At 61.2% G+C, this 18,358-nt stretch carries 17 protein-coding genes; 15 read left to right on the top strand and 2 right to left on the bottom strand.

Translation table 11 applies throughout. The features are described 5' to 3' along the window. The first annotated feature begins 95 nt into the window (after positions 1-95). The 8 genes from cyoA to CFter6_RS12735 all read left to right on the top strand — a co-directional run bounded on the left by cyoA (position 96) and on the right by CFter6_RS12735 (position 7,678). Positions 96-1,049, top strand: a complete 954-nt coding sequence (gene cyoA / locus CFter6_RS12770; protein WP_061540246.1) for a ubiquinol oxidase subunit II — start codon at positions 96-98, stop codon at positions 1,047-1,049. Positions 1,050-1,154: 105 nt separating this feature from the next. Continuing rightward, a complete protein-coding gene (cyoB, locus tag CFter6_RS12765) occupies positions 1,155-3,158 on the top strand; it encodes a cytochrome o ubiquinol oxidase subunit I (protein ID WP_061540245.1) in 2,004 nt (667 codons plus the stop codon). After that, entirely contained in the window at positions 3,151-3,780 is a 630-nt protein-coding gene (gene cyoC, locus CFter6_RS12760) for a cytochrome o ubiquinol oxidase subunit III (protein ID WP_061540244.1), read from the top strand. Before cyoB ends, cyoC begins: the two co-directional genes overlap by 8 nt. Beyond that, positions 3,777-4,271, top strand: coding sequence for a cytochrome o ubiquinol oxidase subunit IV (gene cyoD / locus CFter6_RS12755; RefSeq protein ID WP_061540243.1), 495 nt, complete (start codon positions 3,777-3,779; stop codon positions 4,269-4,271). The genes cyoC and cyoD overlap by 4 nt, the downstream gene beginning before the upstream one ends. Further along, positions 4,268-5,110 (top strand): SURF1 family protein, encoded by an 843-nt coding sequence (locus CFter6_RS12750; protein WP_061540242.1) that lies wholly within the window; start codon positions 4,268-4,270, stop codon positions 5,108-5,110. The genes cyoD and CFter6_RS12750 overlap by 4 nt, the downstream gene beginning before the upstream one ends. Continuing rightward, positions 5,100-6,449 carry an ATP-binding protein gene (locus CFter6_RS12745; RefSeq protein WP_061540241.1) on the top strand — a complete coding sequence of 450 codons (1,350 nt, stop codon included), beginning with the start codon at positions 5,100-5,102 and terminating at the stop codon, positions 6,447-6,449. Before CFter6_RS12750 ends, CFter6_RS12745 begins: the two co-directional genes overlap by 11 nt. Continuing rightward, positions 6,439-6,975, top strand: coding sequence for a response regulator transcription factor (locus CFter6_RS12740; protein ID WP_061540240.1), 537 nt, complete (start codon positions 6,439-6,441; stop codon positions 6,973-6,975). Before CFter6_RS12745 ends, CFter6_RS12740 begins: the two co-directional genes overlap by 11 nt. A 163-nt stretch (positions 6,976-7,138) precedes the next feature. Next, positions 7,139-7,678: an acyl-CoA thioesterase gene (locus CFter6_RS12735; protein ID WP_061540239.1), complete on the top strand. Its 540-nt coding sequence runs from the start codon at positions 7,139-7,141 to the stop codon at positions 7,676-7,678. Between the two features lie 33 nt (positions 7,679-7,711). Here the strand turns inward: CFter6_RS12735 and CFter6_RS12730 are convergent, their stop codons facing one another. Further along, complete coding sequence (locus tag CFter6_RS12730) at positions 7,712-9,169, bottom strand: sensor histidine kinase (RefSeq protein ID WP_061540238.1); 1,458 nt, start codon at positions 9,167-9,169, stop codon at positions 7,712-7,714. Between the two features lie 347 nt (positions 9,170-9,516). On the opposite strand from CFter6_RS12730, the gene CFter6_RS12725 reads away from it, so the two are divergent. Then, the gene (locus tag CFter6_RS12725) at positions 9,517-10,116 is read left to right on the top strand and encodes an energy transducer TonB (RefSeq protein WP_150118736.1); all 600 of its coding nucleotides are present in this window, start codon (positions 9,517-9,519) and stop codon (positions 10,114-10,116) included. A 105-nt stretch (positions 10,117-10,221) separates the two neighbouring features. Here the strand turns inward: CFter6_RS12725 and CFter6_RS12720 are convergent, their stop codons facing one another. Beyond that, positions 10,222-11,013 carry a DeoR/GlpR family DNA-binding transcription regulator gene (locus tag CFter6_RS12720; RefSeq protein ID WP_061540236.1) on the bottom strand — a complete coding sequence of 264 codons (792 nt, stop codon included), beginning with the start codon at positions 11,011-11,013 and terminating at the stop codon, positions 10,222-10,224. A gap of 288 nt (positions 11,014-11,301) precedes the next feature. Between CFter6_RS12720 and deoC the strand changes: the two genes are divergently transcribed. The 6 genes from deoC to CFter6_RS12690 are packed head-to-tail and all read left to right on the top strand — an operon-like array spanning position 11,302 to position 18,312. After that, positions 11,302-12,366, top strand: coding sequence for a deoxyribose-phosphate aldolase (gene deoC, locus CFter6_RS12715; RefSeq protein ID WP_150118735.1), 1,065 nt, complete (start codon positions 11,302-11,304; stop codon positions 12,364-12,366). 3 nt (positions 12,367-12,369) lie between these two features. Continuing rightward, entirely contained in the window at positions 12,370-14,760 is a 2,391-nt protein-coding gene (locus tag CFter6_RS12710) for an aldehyde dehydrogenase family protein (RefSeq protein ID WP_061540235.1), read from the top strand. Between the two features lie 56 nt (positions 14,761-14,816). Further along, entirely contained in the window at positions 14,817-15,269 is a 453-nt protein-coding gene (locus CFter6_RS12705) for an RbsD/FucU family protein (RefSeq protein WP_061540234.1), read from the top strand. A gap of 4 nt (positions 15,270-15,273) precedes the next feature. After that, positions 15,274-16,215: a ribokinase gene (locus CFter6_RS12700; RefSeq protein WP_061540233.1), complete on the top strand. Its 942-nt coding sequence runs from the start codon at positions 15,274-15,276 to the stop codon at positions 16,213-16,215. 32 nt (positions 16,216-16,247) lie between these two features. Continuing rightward, positions 16,248-17,285: an ABC transporter permease gene (locus CFter6_RS12695; protein WP_061540232.1), complete on the top strand. Its 1,038-nt coding sequence runs from the start codon at positions 16,248-16,250 to the stop codon at positions 17,283-17,285. 16 nt (positions 17,286-17,301) lie between these two features. After that, positions 17,302-18,312, top strand: a complete 1,011-nt coding sequence (locus tag CFter6_RS12690; RefSeq protein WP_061540231.1) for a substrate-binding domain-containing protein — start codon at positions 17,302-17,304, stop codon at positions 18,310-18,312. Positions 18,313-18,358 lie beyond the last annotated feature (46 nt).

Below are 18,358 nucleotides of genomic sequence, written 5' to 3'. Positions count from 1 at the left end.
TATGAGTGTAGGGTAGGACAAAACGTCCAATCGCCAACGCATACCAGTCAGTGTACATTATCACAATCTGATAGCTTCGACGGTACTTTTACTCTATGGTTTCCCTCTTATCTCGGCGTGGATTGCTCCTCCTTCCCCTCATTTTGTTGGCTGGTTGCAACACGGTGGTGATGAATCCGTCTGGCGATATCGCCTCCCAGCAGGGCCGCCTGATCGTGATTTCCACGATTCTGATGCTGCTGATCATCGTTCCGGTGATTGCGCTGACCATCTGGTTTGCCTGGCGCTACCGTAAAAACAATACCGCTGCACGCTACGAACCCGACTGGGACCACTCGACCCAGCTGGAGCTGGTGATCTGGGGCGCGCCGCTGCTCATCATCATCGCCCTCGGCCTGCTGACCTGGATCAGCACCCATACCCTGGACCCGTACCGGCCGCTGTCGCGCCTGGATGCGAACCGCCCGATTCCCGCCGATGCCAAGACGCTGACGGTAGAAGTGGTGGCGCTGGACTGGAAATGGCTGTTCATCTATCCCGAGCAAGGCATCGCCACCGTCAATGAGCTGGCGGCGCCGGTCGACATGCCGATCCGCTTCAAGATCACCTCGTCGGCCATCATGAATTCCTTCTTCATTCCTGCGCTGGCTGGCCAGATCTACGCCATGCCGGGCATGCAGACCTCCCTGAACGCGGTGATCAACCGGCCGGGCGAGTACGACGGCTTCTCCGCCAACTACAGCGGCGCCGGTTTTTCCGACATGAAATTCAAGTTCCATGGCATGACCACGGAGAATTTCGAGAACTGGGTCAAGACCACCAAGGCAGCCAGCGGCAAGCTGGACCGCGCCGATTACCTGCAGCTCGAAAAGCCGAGCGAGAAGGAACCGGTGCGCTACTACGGTGCTGTCGATCCGAGCCTGTACCACGCCATCCTCAACCGCTGCATCGAGCCGGGCCAGATGTGCATGGACCAGATGATGGCGGCCGATAGCGGCCACAACATGGCAGAACACCAGGCCGAGGACCCGGCCAAACACCATGAATAACCGTTTGCAACAAGAGCCGGCAGTGCTCCGTTCTGCCAGCAACGGCGCTGTCGCCGCAGTGCATATGACAGCCGCCGCGTTTCCCTTTTTCACCGGAAAGTAACGATGCTAGACCATATTGATCTGACCAAGCTGATCTTCGGCCGTCTCACCTGGGAAGCGATTCCCTACCACGAACCGATTCTTATCGCGACCTTCCTCATGGTCGCCATCGGCGGCGCAGCAGTGCTTGGCGCGCTGACCTACTACAAAGTCTGGGGCACCTTGTGGCGCGACTGGTTCACCAGCATCGACCACAAGAAGATCGGCATCATGTATGTGGTGCTGGGCCTGGTGATGCTGCTGCGCGGCTTCGCCGACGCCTTGATGATGCGCGCCCAGCAGGCGTTTGCCTTCGGCGATTCGGCCGGCTTCCTGCCGCCGCACCATTACGACCAGATCTTCACGGCGCACGGCGTCATCATGATCTTCTTCGTCGCCATGCCGCTGGTGACCGGCCTGATGAACTATGTGGTGCCGCTGCAGATCGGCGCACGCGACGTGGCTTTTCCTTTCCTGAACAATTTCAGCTTCTGGATGACCACCTTCGGCGGCATGCTGGTGATGGCTTCGCTGTTCGTCGGCGAATTCGCCCGCACCGGCTGGCTGGCTTATCCGCCGCTGTCAGGCATCCTTGCCAGCCCGGACGTCGGAGTCGACTACTACATATGGGCCTTGCAGATTGCCGGGGTAGGGACGCTGCTATCGGGGATCAACCTGATAGCGACCATCGTCAAGATGCGCGCGCCCGGCATGAACATGATGAAGATGCCGGTATTCACCTGGACCGCCTTGTGCACCAACGTCCTGATCGTCGCCGCCTTCCCGGTGCTGACCGCCGTGCTGGGCATGTTGTCGCTGGACCGCATCGTCGGCACCAATTTCTTCACCAATGACATGGGCGGCAACGCCATGATGTATGTCAACCTGATCTGGATCTGGGGCCACCCTGAGGTTTACATCCTGATTCTGCCAGCCTTCGGCATCTTCTCCGAAGTCGTCTCGACCTTCAGCAGCAAGCGCCTGTTCGGTTACACCTCGATGGTCTATGCCACCGTGGTGATCACCATCCTGTCCTACCTGGTGTGGCTGCATCACTTTTTCACCATGGGTTCCGGCGCCAGCGTCAACTCGTTCTTCGGCATCACGACGATGATCATCTCGATCCCGACCGGCGCCAAGATCTTCAACTGGCTGTTCACCATGTACCGCGGCCGTATCCGCTTCGAGCTGCCCATGCTGTGGACCATCGGCTTCATGGTCACCTTCACCATCGGCGGCATGACCGGCGTGCTGCTGGCAGTGCCGCCGGCCGACTTCGTGCTGCATAACAGCCTGTTCCTGATCGCCCACTTCCATAACGTTATCATCGGCGGCGTGCTGTTCGGCATGTTTGCCGGCATCAATTACTGGTTCCCGAAAGCCTTCGGCTACAAGCTGGACGACTTCTGGGGCAAGTGCTGCTTCTGGTTCTGGACCATCGGTTTCTACTTTGCCTTCATGCCACTGTACGTGCTGGGCCTGATGGGCGTGACCCGCCGCCTCGGCCACTTCGAGGATCCGTCGCTGCAGATCTGGTTCCAGATCGCCGCTTTCGGCGCTGTCCTGATCGCACTCGGCATCGCGTCCTTCATCGTGCAGCTGGTGGTCAGTTTCCGCCGCCGCGAATCGCTGCGCGACACCACCGGCGATCCATGGGGCGCGCGCACCCTGGAATGGTCGACCTCGTCGCCGCCGCCGGACTACAATTTCGCCTTCACGCCGGTGGTGCATGACAACGACGCCTGGACCGACATGAAGGCCAACGGCTACGCGCGTCCGCTGAAAGACTTCGTCGCCATCCACATGCCGAAGAACACGGCGGCCGGTTTCATCATCGCCGCGCTCAGCGCAGCCATCGGCTTTGCCCTGATCTGGCACATGTGGCTGGTGGCCGGCCTCGGCTTTGCAGCGATGATGGCTGCCATCATCATCCACACCTTCAACTACAACCGCGATTACCACATCTCGGCGGACGAAGTCGTCCGCACCGAGGGCGAACGCACACGATTGCTGGCTAGCCATGTCTGATACCACCATGAACACTACCGGCGCGGCTGATCCGAGCGCGCGCTTCTACACCCGCGAACACCATCCGGAAAACGGCACCTTGCTGGGTTTCTGGCTGTACCTGATGAGCGATTGCCTGATCTTCGCCTGCCTGTTCGCGACTTACGCCGTATTGGGCCGCAACTATGCAGGCGGCCCGACCGGCGCCGAACTGTTCGACCTGCCGCTGGTGGCAGTCAATACGTCGCTGCTGCTGCTGTCGTCGATCACCTACGGTTTCGCCATGCTGGAAATGCAGCGCAAGCGCCAGGGCGCAACGCTGGCCTGGCTGGCTGTCACCGGCATTCTCGGTGCCTGCTTTATCGGCTTCGAACTGTACGAATTCGTGCACCTGATCCACGAAGGCGCAGGCCCGCAGCGCAGCGGCTTCCTGACCTCGTTCTTCGCACTGGTGGCGACCCACGGCCTGCACGTCAGCTTCGGCATCGTCTGGCTGGTCACGCTGATGTTCCAGGTCAAGCGCCACGGCCTTACCGCTGAAAACGGCCGGCGCCTGATGTGCCTGTCGATGTTCTGGCATTTCCTGGACGTGGTCTGGATCGGCGTCTTCACCTTTGTCTATCTGATGGGAGTTTTGCCATGAGCGGCGGACATCAACAGCACCCGGCGCGCGTCGTCGGCCACGGCCACAGTGATCACGATGGTCATCACGGCCACACCCATGCCGACCACGGCAGCCTGAAGAGCTACACCACCGGCTTCGTGCTGGCGGTGATCCTGACGGCGATTCCGTTCTGGCTGGTGATGGCCAAGGTGTTCGACAAATCCAGCACCACCGGGCTGGTGCTGCTCGGTTTCGCCGCCGTGCAGATCGTGGTGCACATGGTGTATTTCCTGCACATGAACACCAAATCCGAAGGTGGCTGGTCGATGCTGGCGCTGATCTTCACGATCATGCTGGTGTTCATCATGCTGAGCGGTTCGCTGTGGGTGATGTACCACCTGAACCACAACATGATGCCGGGCATGATGCCCGACACCACGGAAGTGGTGCCGGAATCGATGCAGAAAATGCCTGACATGCCGAAAATGCACAATATGCAAGACATGCAGCATATGCAAAACATGCAATGAAACAGGCGCCGCGCGGCATGGTGACGGACGGTCAGGGCACGGCGCCGGTTGCGCCAAGGGCTCGCTCCAAAGCTGTGCTGCTGGCGCTGGCCATCTGCGCCGGGCTGGTGTTCGCCGGTTTCTTCGCATTGGGGACCTGGCAGCTCAAGCGCCTGCAATGGAAGCTTGACCTGATCGAACGGGTTGAGCAAAGGGTGCATGCGCCAGCCGTGGCTGCTCCCGGTCCTGAACGCTGGCCGCAGGTCAATGCCGACGCCGACGAATACCGGCGCGTGCGCCTCAGCGGCACCTTCCTCTATGCACTGACAGCCCGGGTCCAGGCTTCGACCGAACTCGGCGGCGGATTCTGGCTGCTGACGCCGTTGCGCTGCGCGGACGGCAGCGTGGTGCTGGTCAACCGCGGTTTTGTACCGGCCAAGGCCGGCGCCGAACAGGATGGTCCGGAGGTCGGTCCGGCCGAGGTAAGCGGACTGCTGCGCATGAGTGAGCCGGGCGGCGGCTTCCTGCGCCACAACGATCCGGCCGGCGACCGCTGGTTTTCGCGCGACGTGCAAGCGATAGCGGCGGCGCGCAACCTGTTGCCGGCGGCGCCTTATTTCATCGATGCAGACGCAGCGACGGCCAGCAAGGATACCGGCGGCAACCACCCGGTCGGCGGCCTGACGGTGATCGCCTTTCACAATAACCATCTGGTTTATGCTCTCACTTGGTATGCTCTTGCCTTGATGGTGGCAGGCGCCTGTTTCTGGGTAGGACGGGAAGAGCGGAATCTGCGCCGGCGGCATCCGCCAGGCGCCCATGCCGATGGTATCGACCGTGAAAGTGACGATGGCAAGTAAAATTGATATTCTTGCAAATACAGAAGATTTGAAGCGGCGCTGGACGCTGGCGGCAGGCGTTGAAAACGCCGCCGGCCACAAGAACATGCTGCAATTGATCCAGCTGCGCTGGATCGCCGTGGTCGGGCAGATCACCACCATCGCTATCGTGATCGCCGGTTTCGGCATCCACCTGCCGCTGCCGCACATGCTGAAGGTGCTGGCGTGCCTGGTGGCGTTCAACATCGCCAGCCACCTGCGCTGGCATGAACGGCGCGTGGCCAGCAACGGCGAGCTGTTCCTGGCGCTGCTGGTGGACGTCGGCATCCTCACCGCCCAGCTGTATTTCAGCGGCGGCATCACCAATCCGTTCGCCTTTCTGTTCCTGTTGCAGGTGATCCTCAGCGCCGTGCTGCTGGAAACCTGGTCGACCTGGACCATTGTCGCCGTCACCAGCGCCTGCCTGGCCGGCCTCTCGCTGTTTTCCGAACCGCTGGCGCTGCCGCCCGACCATGGCAACGGCTTGTCCAGCCTGTATGTCGAAGGTCTGCTGATCTGTTTTGTGCTGAATGCCGCCTTGCTGGTGTTTTTCATCACCCGCATCGGCCGCAACCTGCGCGCCGGCGACGCCCAGCTGGCCGATTTGCGCCAGCGTGCGGCGGAGGAGGACCACATCGTGCGCATGGGCCTGCTGGCTTCCGGCGCCGCGCACGAACTCGGTACGCCGCTGGCCACCTTGTCGGTGATCCTGGGCGACTGGCGGCGCATGCCGGAGTTCAGCAAGAACAGCGAACTGCTGGAAGAAATCGGCGAGATGCAAGCCCAGCTGCAGCGCTGCAAGAGCATCGTCAGCGGCATCCTGCTGTCGGCCGGCGAGGCGCGCGGCGAATCGTCGGTGAAGACCACCATCAGCACTTTCCTCAACGACCTGGCCAAGGAATGGTGTGCGACCCGGCCGATCGTTTCGTTTGCCTATGAAAACCGGATCGAGCAGGATATGCCGGTGGCTTTCGATTCCGCCCTCAAGCAGATGATCTGCAACGTGCTCGACAACGCGCTCGAAGCCTCGCCGCAGTGGGTCAGCCTGGAAGCAACGCGGGAAGCCGATGCGCTGACCCTGGTGGTGAGCGACAGCGGTCCCGGTTTTGCGCCTGCCATGCTGGCGCACCTGGGCAAGCCTTACCAGTCGAGCAAGGGACGGCCAGGCAGTGGCCTTGGGCTGTTTTTTGTGGTCAACGTCGCCCGCAAGCTGGGCGGCACGGTAACCGCGCGCAACCGGGAGCAGGGCGGAGCGCTGGTCCAGCTTGCGCTGCCGCTGGCGTCGATCAGCCTTGAGGAGGGTGCCGGACATGGCGACTGACCGCCTGCTGCTGATCATCGAGGACGACGCCACTTTCGCGCGCACGCTGGGCCGCTCGTTCGAGCGCCGCGATTACGCTGTCCTGCTGGCCTCGAATCTGGGCGAGGCCGCTGCGCTGCTGCGCCAGCATTCGCCGGGATATGCAGTGGTCGACCTCAAGCTCAACGACAGCACCTCCGGGCTGGCTTGCGTACAGATGCTGCACAAGCACGATCCGGCCATGCTGATCGTGGTGCTGACCGGTTTCGCCAGCATCAACACGGCGGTGGAAGCGATCAAGCTTGGCGCCTGCCAGTATCTGGCCAAGCCTTCCAATACCGACGATATCGAGGCGGCTTTCGGCCATGTCGCCGGCGCTGCCGAGATTGAACTCAGCAACCGCTCGACCTCGATCAAGACGCTGGAGTGGGAGCGCATCCACGAAGTGCTGGTGGAAACCGGTTTCAACATTTCCGAAACGGCGCGGCGCCTGGGAATGCACCGGCGCACGCTGGCGCGCAAGCTGGAAAAACAGCGTATCAAATAACCATCGCAAATAACCATTGCAAACAAGCTGCGGCGACTACCACATATTGCCGTTTGCCGCCTGGCGGCCGTTTGTCGCGCCCTTACTTGTAAGTGGCGTCACATGATTAACACTATAAGCTGCTTCCTCGCGCCTGGACCGGGCAGGGAGGCAATAGCGGCTGTTGAAAACAGCCATTTTCCATTTGCTTATGGGAGTTACCATCATGTCTGCAATCTTGACTCAGCGTCCTGTCGTCCAAGAAACCGTAATAGAAACCATTCCTTTCCCGATCAGCTATTTGCGGGCGCCACAGCCCAAAACCTTCCACCACTCGATCGACGTGTACCTGAAAGACTCGAACGCCACCGGCAACATTTATTTCGCCCGGCATTTCGAGTGGCAGGGGATTTGCCGCGAGCGCTGGTTTTTCGAATGCATTTCCGCCGACATGCTGCAGTCGCTCGGCGTCTTCATCACCAAAGAGGCGCAGCAGCAGTATGTGTGCGAGACATTTGCATTCCAGAAGATTGCGTGCGAGGTAAATACTTTCGCAATCAAGCAATGTTCGTTTTCCCTGGCGTTCCGCTTCCTGGTGGATGGCAAGCTTGTGGCGACCGGCCAGCAGCAGATAGTCTTCGCCAACAAGGAGAAAAAAATCGCGCGGCTGCCGGAGCACATCCTTGAAAAGATCCGGCAATATGAAATCGAGAAAGGAGAGTAACGGCGTAACGGGCTGTATTAGCCTGTCCTTGATCTAAGGCCCATACGGAGGAGAGGCAACTGCCTCTTTCTCCGCCTGGAGCAGCCCCGGCGCCGCAAACAAATCGCCCGATGTGTTGTCCTCAACCATCGGAAATTCCAGGGTAAATGTCGTATATTGACCGGCCACCGAATCGCACAGGATGCGGCCGCCGAAAGAGGCCATCACCCGGTGGCAGAAAGTCAGGCCGACGCCAGTGCCGCCGCTTTGTTTGGTGGTAAAGAATCCGTCGAAAATATTCGGCAGCGCTTCGCCGGTTATGCCGGTTCCGGTATCGCTGAAATACATGCGGTTGACAGTCGGACCGCGCGCCGTCGATATGCGGATTTCTCCCTTGCCGGCTGCCTTGATGGCGTACAGCGCATTTTTCAGCAGGTTGAACAGCACCAGTATCAGCAGCGTATCCGAACCGTAAAAGCGGAACTCTTCGGCGTTGGCGACCACGATGCGCTCCCGGTCCTGGCGGTCATAGGTGTAGCGGTCGACCGCCTCGGCCAGGCAATGTCCTATGCCATGCTGGCTGAAATTGGTCTTGTCGATCTGGTCCATCTTGATCGACGCCAGCATCATGTCCAGCACTGCATTGGTGCGGTCCACCTCGTGTGTCAGCGTCTTGCCGATGGTGGCCAGATAGTTCATCGCGAACGGCGGCAGCGAGGATTCGCAAAGGTTGTTGGCAACCGCCAGCTCATAGCTGTGCAGAAGCGTCGGGATATATTTGTTGATGCCTTGCGCCTGGTTGCGGATCGACAGCAGCGGTGTGCGCATTTCGTGGGCCACGCTGGCCGCAATCGCCATCGGATTGAACAATCCATACTTCACGATCGCCACAGTGATGATGCCCAGGCTGACGGCGATGAACAGCACGCCGGGCGGATAGAATTCGAAGCCGTAGTTGCACAGGTAGTCGACTGCGGCAAAAAAATAAGTGAGTATGCCGGCAATGCACAGGCGCAGCCTGATGCGCTTGTTGGGCGGCGCGTTCTTCTGCTGGAGAAAGGTGATGTACAGGCCGCGGTTGACCACCACCACGGTCTGCAGCACGTGGATGGGATGGAGCAGTCCTGCCTTGGGGTAGTAGCCCCAGAAATATTCGTAGAAACCGGAAATGAACAGGTCGCTGCCGACCAGGAAAATCGCCAGGATCGAAGCTATCCCGTAGGACAGGTAAACCAGGTGGCGCTCCCTGGGCCGATCCGAAACCTCGGTCAGGAAGTGATACAGGCTGGTCGGCAGGAACAGGATCAGCAAGTAGCCGAACTTGATCAGGAACATCGCCAGGCCCGGGCTGTGGACCTGGAACAGCACCGCCCAGGTTCCCTGCCAGAACGCCGAGATGATGCATAGCGCGGAAAAGCTGATGCCGATGCGGGTGAACCCCTGCGTGCAAAGTACGTACAAGCCGTAGCCGAGGAAAACCGAGGCTACTAAGGCGGGCAATAATGAGTACATTGGCAATGTCTAAGGGTGGGTATCCGCGTAGTGGATGTGGCGCAAGTTATCCATTATATAACTCACAACTCCGCACCGGGCCTGCCGGGATGGATATCTGCAAACTACGCTGTTCCTCACCCAAACAATAAGTTGCAATGGGGCAATATAGCATTCAAATGCCGAGGATGGCGCTTTTACTGCCGATTATATGGGCATAAGGGCCGTTCCTCGATATTCTGGCAAAACACGAGCAGTCTCCCGATTGCTGCCGGTTTTCAGTTTGACAAGTCAGCTGTCCGGCAAGCAAAATGCCGGGGCGGCAACTCCGTCCGTGCCTCCCGTTTTTCTTTAAGCAGCAGACAGTGGTGCAATTTTTGATTTTATTACCTGAGATTAAATACATGATCAATTTTTTGGTTCGGACGGTTTCACCGGTTTTAATCGCGAGTTGCCTTTTATTGCCCGTGCACGCGGCGGAAGGAGAATATTCCATCGCTGTCGGCGATGCGCAAACCGGGTCATCCCTCAGCAAAAGCCGTGCCTCGCTTGGAATTAGCGTGGACGTCAATAAAAGCTGGGATGAGTTGTCTGTCGATGAAAAATCGCTGTGGCGGAAATTTGTCGATATCACCGATGACAATGTCATCCCTCCGTTCCCGTCGCCAAATATCCGTAGCTTATTGCGAAATCTAGGGGTGTCGCGAGGAATCCGCTCGGATAACACAAGCTCTCACAAGGAAGATGTAAGACTGATCGTGCATGTCGACGAAACCGGATCTGTCAGCGCTGTCGATATTTTAGGCGCCAAGAGCAATGGGGAAATCGTGCTAAGCGACGATGAAAGAATCCTGGCGTACACGACAATCAAAGGGCTGCAGTCGACGCAGTTTTCACCTGCAAAACTGGACGGGGCGCCAGTGGCTTCGGCTTTTGCCTACCATATCGTACGTAGCACTAAGCATTAACTTTGCACGGCTAATTGATGTCCTGCCAGGATCCGTGCCTGCGCCAGGATAATGCAACAAGAACCCACATGCCGCCATTGTCGGGGCATGTGATTCTTCGGTGATTCAAGCCATCGGCGGATTGGCGATATCCAGCGGCAAACCCTTGAACTGCTTGCGCAAGGCCGCATCTGGCGTACCGCCGACGGCGATGCGCGAGAACACGTCCAGCGGACTGAAAAACGCCGGCCGCACCCGGCCCAGCTTGCTCTCGTCCACCACCAGGAAACTTTGCCCGGCGCTGCGTATCGCCGCCTGCTTGACCGCCACCTCGTGGAAATTCGAGCAGCTGGCGCCGCGCTGCAGGTCTGCGCCGCCGGCCGACAGGAAAGCCTTGTTCACGCCCAGGCTGCCCAGGTAGTGCACCGCCTCATCCGAGTAGAAAGTGGCGGAGGAGGGGTGGTACAAACCTCCCAGCAGGATCAGCTGCGTGTTCGGTCGCCGGCTGACGATGGCGGCGATGTTCATCGAATAGCACACCACGCTGAGCGTCATGCCGGGCGGCAGCGCCTCGGCGAAATGGATCATGGTAGTGCCGCAATCGATGAACAGGCTGTCGCCGTCTTCCACCCACTGCGCCGCGCGCTGGCAGGCCAGGCGCTTGCGTACAGTGTGGTGGTCGATTTCTTCGTCCAGGGAATATTTTTCGTCAGCGCTCGGCAAGGTGGCTTCCAGCACAAAACCGCCCAGGCAGGCCAGCGGCGAATCGGCCGAAGCCAGGTCGCGGCGGATCGTCATCTCCGTCACGCCCAGCTGTTCCGCCACCTTGCCGAGCTGCGTCGGGCCCTTGCTGTTGATCAGTTCCTGCATCCGAACCAGCCGGAGAGTTCGGGCTTTGGCGCCAGCGGTTTGCAGCATCTTGGAATTTCCGTTGTGAGTGTTGATCGATTTTGATGTCATTTGATGCAATGTTAGCCGATATGTTATTACAAAAAATATGTTGCAGGAATAAATGTTATTGGCGTAACATAAAACTCATTGTGAACTTGCGTGCTTCAGTCCCGCCAAAACCAGCCGGCGGCGACCAGTCCGCATGATCGCCAAAAAAGGAAACGCATTCAATGCGTTCACGGAGATAACCGACATGCCTGTTGCCAGCATCCTATCGACCCGGTTTGCGCACGCCTTCGCGGCGTCGCCACGATTATGACATCCGCCTCCAAAACACCAAGCGCCGTGCCGCGTCCGCGCGCCGTTGCGCTCAATCCCGCTAGTGAGATTGTTAGCGCTCCCATCGTCGGCAATCCTGGCGGATTGCACGAAGATTCCCGCAACGCCGGCCACAGCTTCGACAGCAGCTGGATCGACGACATCCGCGTCAACCTGTCCGCAGCGGAGCGCCGCATAGCAACGCTGCCCGGGCGCCGCTCGGTGAAGAAAGATGCGCAGGCGGGCTGGCTGCTGAAGGCCATCACCTGCATCGACCTGACCACCCTCAACGGCGACGACACTGCCGAACGCGTCAAGCGCTTGTGCGCCAAGGCCATCATGCCTGTGCGTCCGGACCTGTTGAACGCGCTCGGCTTCGGCGAACCCACATTGCATACCGGCGCGGTGTGCGTTTACCACCGTTTTGTAAGCACGGCGGTGCAGGCGCTGGGCGATTCCGGGATTCCGGTGGCAGCCGTGTCCACCGGTTTCCCGGCGGGACTGATCCCGCACGAGCTGAAGCTGAAGGAAATCGAAGCGTCGGTGCGCGACGGCGCCGCGGAAATCGACATCGTCATTACCAGGGAGCATGTACTGACCGGGAATTGGCGCGCCCTGTATGCCGAGATGCAGGATTTCCGCCAGGCCGCCGGCAGCGCCCACGTCAAGGCGATCCTCGCGACCGGCGAGCTGAAGACCATGCGCAACGTCGCCAAGGCTTCCATGATATGCATGATGGGCGGCGCCGACTTCATCAAGACTTCCACCGGCAAGGAAGCCGTCAACGCCACGCCGCTGGTGACGCTGGTCATGCTGCGCATGATCCGCCTGTATGAAGCGCGCACCGGCTTTCGCGTCGGCTACAAGCCGGCCGGCGGCGTATCCAGCGCCAAGGGCATGCTGGATTACCAGGTCCTTATGAAAGAAGAGCTGGGCAGGGCCTGGCTGGAACCGGAACTGTTCCGTGTCGGCGCTTCTTCCCTGCTAGCCGACATAGAGCGCCAGCTGGAGCACCACGTCACCGGCCGCTATTCGGCTTTCCACCATCACCCGATCGGATAAACGATGAGTGTTTCACATTATTTCGACACCATGGACTACGGCCCTGCACCTGAAAGCGATTCCGAAGCCCGCCTGTGGCTGGCGCGTCATGCCGACGGCTTCGGCCATCATATCGGCGGCCGCTTTACCACGGCTGCCGCCCATTTCGATACGGCCGAACCGGCCACCGGCAAGCTGCTGGCCCGCATCGCGCAAGGCAGCGCAGCGGACGTCGACGCTGCCGTTGGCGCTGCGCGCAATGCCCAGCTAGCCTGGCAAACTTTGGGCGGCCACGGCCGGGCACGCCACCTGTATGCGTTGGCGCGCATGGTGCAGCGGCACGCCCGGCTGTTTGCCGTGATCGAAACACTCGACAACGGCAAGCCGATCCGCGAGACGCGCGATATCGACGTGCCGCTGGTCGCGCGGCATTTTTACCATCACGCCGGCTGGGCGCAGCTGCAGGAACGCGAATTTGCCGACCAGGTGCCGCTGGGGGTGATCGGCCAGATCGTCCCCTGGAATTTTCCCTTGCTGATGCTGGCCTGGAAGATCGCGCCCGCGCTGGCGCTGGGTAATACGGTAGTGCTCAAGCCGGCGGAATTCACGTCGCTGAGCGCATTGCTGTTTGCGGAGCTGGCGGCGCAAGCCGGTTTGCCGGCCGGCGTGCTGAATGTGCTGACCGGCGACGGCGCCACCGGCGCGGCGCTGGTGGCGCACCAAGGGGTGAACAAGATTGCCTTTACCGGCTCGACCGAAGTCGGGCGCCTGATCCGCGAACAAACCGCGGGATCGGGCAAATCGCTGACGCTGGAGCTGGGCGGAAAATCGCCGTTCATCGTGTTCGAAGACGCCGACATCGACGCTGCGATCGAAGGCGTGGTCGATGCGATCTGGTTCAACCAGGGCCAGGTCTGCTGCGCCGGCGCGCGCCTGCTGGTGCAGGAAGGCATCGCCGAGGATTTCATAACGCGCCTCAAGCGCCGCATGCAAAGCTTGCGCGCCGGCCAGCCGCTGGACAAGACCATCGATATCGGTTCGCTGATAGCGCCGTCGCAGCTTGAACGGGTGCGCACATTGGTGGAGCTGGGCGTCAAGGAGGGCGCCAGCTGCTACCAGCCTTCCATCGAGCTGCCTGCGGGCGGCTGTTTTTACCCGCCGACGCTGCTCACCAACGTGCATCCCAGCTCCACGGTGGCCACCGAAGAAATTTTCGGGCCGGTGCTTGCCGCGATGACTTTCCGCACGCCCGACGAAGCCGTGGCACTGGCCAACAACACACGCTACGGCCTGGCCGCCAGCGTCTGGAGCGAAACCATCGGCCTGGCGCTAGGCATCGCGCCGCTGCTGAAGGCGGGCGTGGTCTGGGTGAATTCGACCAACCTGTTCGATGCCGGCGTCGGATTCGGCGGTTATCGCGAATCGGGATTCGGACGCGAGGGCGGCCGTGAAGGCTGCTACGAATATCTTAAACCGCGGGCCTGGGCTGAACGTCGCCAGCGTATTGCCGCGAACGCCGCGAACGTAGAACCGGCGGCACATGAGCCGCGCAGCGCAACGCGCTTGCCCGCGCTCGACCGCACCGCCAAGCTGTACATCGGCGGCAAGCAGGTCAGGCCGGACGGCGAGCATGCGCAAGCCGTGTTCGGCGCCGCGGGACAGCTGTTCGGCGAGGTCGGCGCCGGCAACCGCAAGGATATCCGCAATGCGGTCGCTGCTGCGCATGCCGCTGCAGCATGGTCGAGCGCCACGCCGCACCGCCGCGCCCAGGGGCTGTATTACCTGGCCGAAAACCTGTCGGCCCGCTCGGCCGAATTTGCCGCACGCATCGCCGCTTCCACCGGCGTCAGCGCCGGCGCGGCGCAGGCCGAGGTAGAGGCATCCATCCAGCGCCTGTTCAGCTACGGCGCATGGGCCGACAAATACGAGGGCACGGTGCACGTGCCGCCGTTGCGCGGCGTGGCCCTGGCCATGGTGGAGGCAATCGGCGTGGCCGGCGTGGTGTGTCCGGATGAAGCGCCGCTGCTGGCTTTCATCAGCCTGCTGGCGCCTCTGCTTGCCATGGGCAACCGGGTGGTGATCGTGCCAAGCGAGCGCCATCCGCTGATAGCCACCGATTTTTACCAGGTGCTGGAAACCTCCGACTTGCCGGCAGGCGTGGTCAATATCGTCACCGGCGCCAGCGACAGCCTGCTGCAAACGCTGGCGGCGCATGACGACGTCGACGCCGTATGGACGTTCGGCGGCAAGGCCAGGTCGCAGGCCACCGAGCGGCTGTCCGCGGGCAACCTGAAACGGACGCTGGTGGACTACGGACTGGCGACCGACTGGCACGATGCGACGGTCGCCGAAGGGCCCGCCTTCCTGCGTCATGCGGTGCAAGTAAAGAATATCTGGATTCCGTACGGAGAGTAAATAGTAAGCAGCGCAGCAACCTTGATCCAACCCAAGTCCGTTTTCCAGGAGAATACATGCTGAAACTGATTGATCCCTTGCTCAACGCCGATGTGCTGTATGCCCTGCGGGCCATGGGACACGGTGATGAACTGGTGCTGTGCGACGCCAACTTCCCGGCCGATTCGGTGGCGCGCCAGACTACGCTCGGGCGGTTGTTGCGGATTGACGGCGTCGGCACCGCGCAAGCGGCGCGCGCCATCTTGTCGGTACTGCCGCTGGATAACGCAGTCGACGATCCGGCCAGGCGCATGGAAGTCTCCGGCGAACCCGGCAATGTGCCGCCGGTGCAGCAGGAAGTCCAGCTGGAAATCGACCAGGCTGAAGGCCGGGTGCGCATCATGGGCTCGGTCGAGCGTTTCGCTTTCTATGAGACGGCGCGCAAGGCTTACTGCGTCATCGCCACTGGCGAACGCCGTTTCTACGGCTGTTTCCTGTTGAAAAAGGGCGTCATCGCCCCTGAGGCCTGAATCCATGACTGCGTTCGTCAAACGCTCCGGTGTCGCCATCCTGGGCATTTATGTCGCCGACCTGGCTTTCCGCGCCAGCCACATGCCGGGCGTGGGCCAGACCATTGCCGGTTCCGGTTTTGCGATGGGTCCGGGCGGCAAGGGTTCCAACCAGGCCGTGGCCGCCGCCCGTGCCGGCGCCCGGGTGAGTTTCATCTCCACCATCGGACGCGATCCGTTTGCCGATAACGCACTGGCCCTGTGGGCCGGCGAAGGCATCGTGCCGCGCGTGCAGCAGGTAGCCGACCAGCCTACCGGCGCCGCCTTCATCTATATCAATCACAGCAACGGCGAGAACGCCATCATCGTGGTGCCCGGCGCCGCCAGCCTGATCTGCGCCGCTGACGTCGAGGCCGCCGCCGACGCCATCGCCGGCGCCTGCGTTTTTGTGACGCAGCTGGAGCAGCCGGCCGCCGCCGCCCGGCGCGGACTGGAAATCGCCCGCGCCGCAGGCACGACCACCGTCTTCAACCCGGCGCCGGCAGTAGAGTTCGACAGCGCTTTTTATCCGCTGTGCGATTACATCACGCCGAACGAACACGAAGCCGCACTGCTGACCGGTTTGCCAGTGACTACGCTTGAACAGGCGCGCCGCGCCGGCGATGTATTCCTTGCCAGGGGAGTGGGCTGCGCCTTGATCACCCTCGGCGCGCAGGGAGCTTTATTGCATAGCGCCAGCGAGTCGGTGCTGATCGCGCCATTCTGCGTTGGCCCGGTGGTCGAGACGGCCGGCGCCGGCGATGCCTTCACCGGCGGCTTCGCCACCGCGCTGGCGGAAGGCGCCAGTCCAAGGCACGCCGCCCGCTTTGCCTCCGCCGTCGCAGCCATTTCCGTCACCCGTGCCGGCACCGCGCCTTCCATGCCGACCCGCGCCGAAATCGATGCGCTGCTGCGCTCGGCGGCATAACCCTTGCCGCGCCACCACGACTGGACACGCCCATGAAATTCAAGTTTGCCGATCCTCAGCTCAATTTCCTGGTGGGCATCAATGCGCTCATCCTGCTGACCGCGACGGTCCTTTCGCACGGCGGCTTCATCGATATCTACAATTTCCAGTCGATGGCCAGCCAGCTGCCTGAACTGGGCCTGCTGGCGATCGGCGTCGCGCTGGCGATGATTTCCGGCAACGGCGGCATCGACCTGTCCGGCGTCGGCCTGGCCAACCTGGCGGGAGTGGTCGCTGCCAGCGTGGTGCCGCAGCTGGTGGTTGCCGATACCTCGCCGTGGCTGTACACCGGGTTGTTCGTGCTGGTGGCGTTGGGCGTAGGACTGGCCGGCGGATTCCTGAACGGATGGCTGATTGCCCGCGTCGGCCTGACGCCGATCTTGTGCACGCTGGGCAGCCAGCTGATTTTTACCGGCCTGGCGGTGGTGCTGACCAACGGCTCCAGCCTGCGCATCAGCAGCGTCGATCCGATGTCCGCTATCGGCAACGAAATGCTGTTCGGAGTGCCGATTCCCTTCATCATTTTCATGCTGCTGCTGGTCGGCATCGGCTGGCTGCTGCGCTACAGCCCGTTCGGCATCCGCCTGTTCCTGCTCGGCACCAACGCCAAAGCGGCGCGCTACGCCGGCATTCCCGGCGAGCGGATGCTGATCGCTACCTACACGCTGTGCGGCCTGCTGGCCGGGGTGGCGGGAGTGATCATTGCGGCGCGCACCGCCAGCGTCAAGGCCGATTACGGCAGCTCCTACCTGCTGATCGCGATCCTGATCGCAGTGATGGCGGGAGTGCGGCCGCAGGGCGGATACGGGCGCATGGTCTGCCTGTTTTTCTCGGCCATGGCGCTGCAACTGCTGTCCAGCACCTTCAACCTGCTGGACATTTCGAATTTTTTCCGCGACTGCGCATGGGGGCTGCTGTTGCTGTGCTTCCTGGCATCCGCCCGTATCAACCTGAAGGATTTCCATCCGTTTTCATCGCGCAACAGCGCACCGTTGAACCAGCCCCCTCCTGGAAAAACGCCGAACCTTTAGAGGGGTAGGAGACATCATGCTAAAAAAAACTACATGCGCTGCGCTGGTCCTGGGTGCCTTGGCCTCGCTGGCCTATACCGGCGCAATCCAGGCAGAAAACAAACCGATTGACGTCGTCACCGTGGTCAAGATCACCGGCATCAGCTGGTTCAACCGGATGGAAGTCGGGGTCAAGGAATTCGGCGCCAGCAATCCCGGCGTCACTACCCGGCAGATCGGTCCGGCACAGTCCGACGCCGCCCAGCAGCAACGCCTGGTGGAAGACCTGGTCGCCAAGAAGGTGGACGCCATCGCCGTGGTGTCGATGGATCCGCCGACGCTGGAGCCGGTGCTCAAGCGCGCAATGGAACGCGGCATCAAGGTGGTGACGCATGAAGCCGACAATCAAAAGAACACGATGGTCGACATCGAAGCCTTCGACAATACCGCCTACGGTGCGCGGCTTAACGACCGGCTCGCCGCCTGCATGGGACAAAAGGGCAAATGGTCGTCGCTGGTCGGTTCGCTGGGCAGCCAGTCGCAAGTGCAATGGGCCGATGGCGGCGCTTCCAACGCCGCCAAGAAATATCCCGGCATGACCCTGGTCGACCCCAAGAACGAGTCTGCCAATGATGCCGAAAAAGCCTATTCCAAGGCCAAGGAAATCCTGCGCAAGCATCCCGATATCAAGGGTTTCCAGGGCTCTTCGTCGCTCGATGTGCTGGGCATCGGCCGGGCAGTGGAAGAGGCCGGCCTGCAAGGCAAGATCTGCGTGTACGGCACCGGCTTGCCTAGCGAGGCCGCCAAATTCCTGGAATCCGGCGCGGTCGGCGGGATTGCCTTCTGGGATCCGAAAGACGCCGGCATCATGATGAACAAGGCGGCGGTGATGCTGGTCCAGGGCAAGAAAATCACCGACGGCATGGACATGGGTGTGTCCGGCTACAACAAGGTGGTGGTGAAAAAAGGCCCGGGCGCCGGCGTCATTGTCACCGGCCAGGCATGGGTCGAAGTCGACAAGAGCAATTACAAGAAGTACGCGTTCTAGTATCTCTTCCGGGTCGGACCGCATGGGCCGGCCCGGAAGGCAGCAA

Source organism: Collimonas fungivorans (genome assembly GCF_001584145.1).
In the GTDB taxonomy this organism is placed as follows: domain Bacteria; phylum Pseudomonadota; class Gammaproteobacteria; order Burkholderiales; family Burkholderiaceae_D; genus Collimonas; species Collimonas fungivorans.
This window is presented reverse-complemented; position numbering and strand designations above follow the sequence as displayed.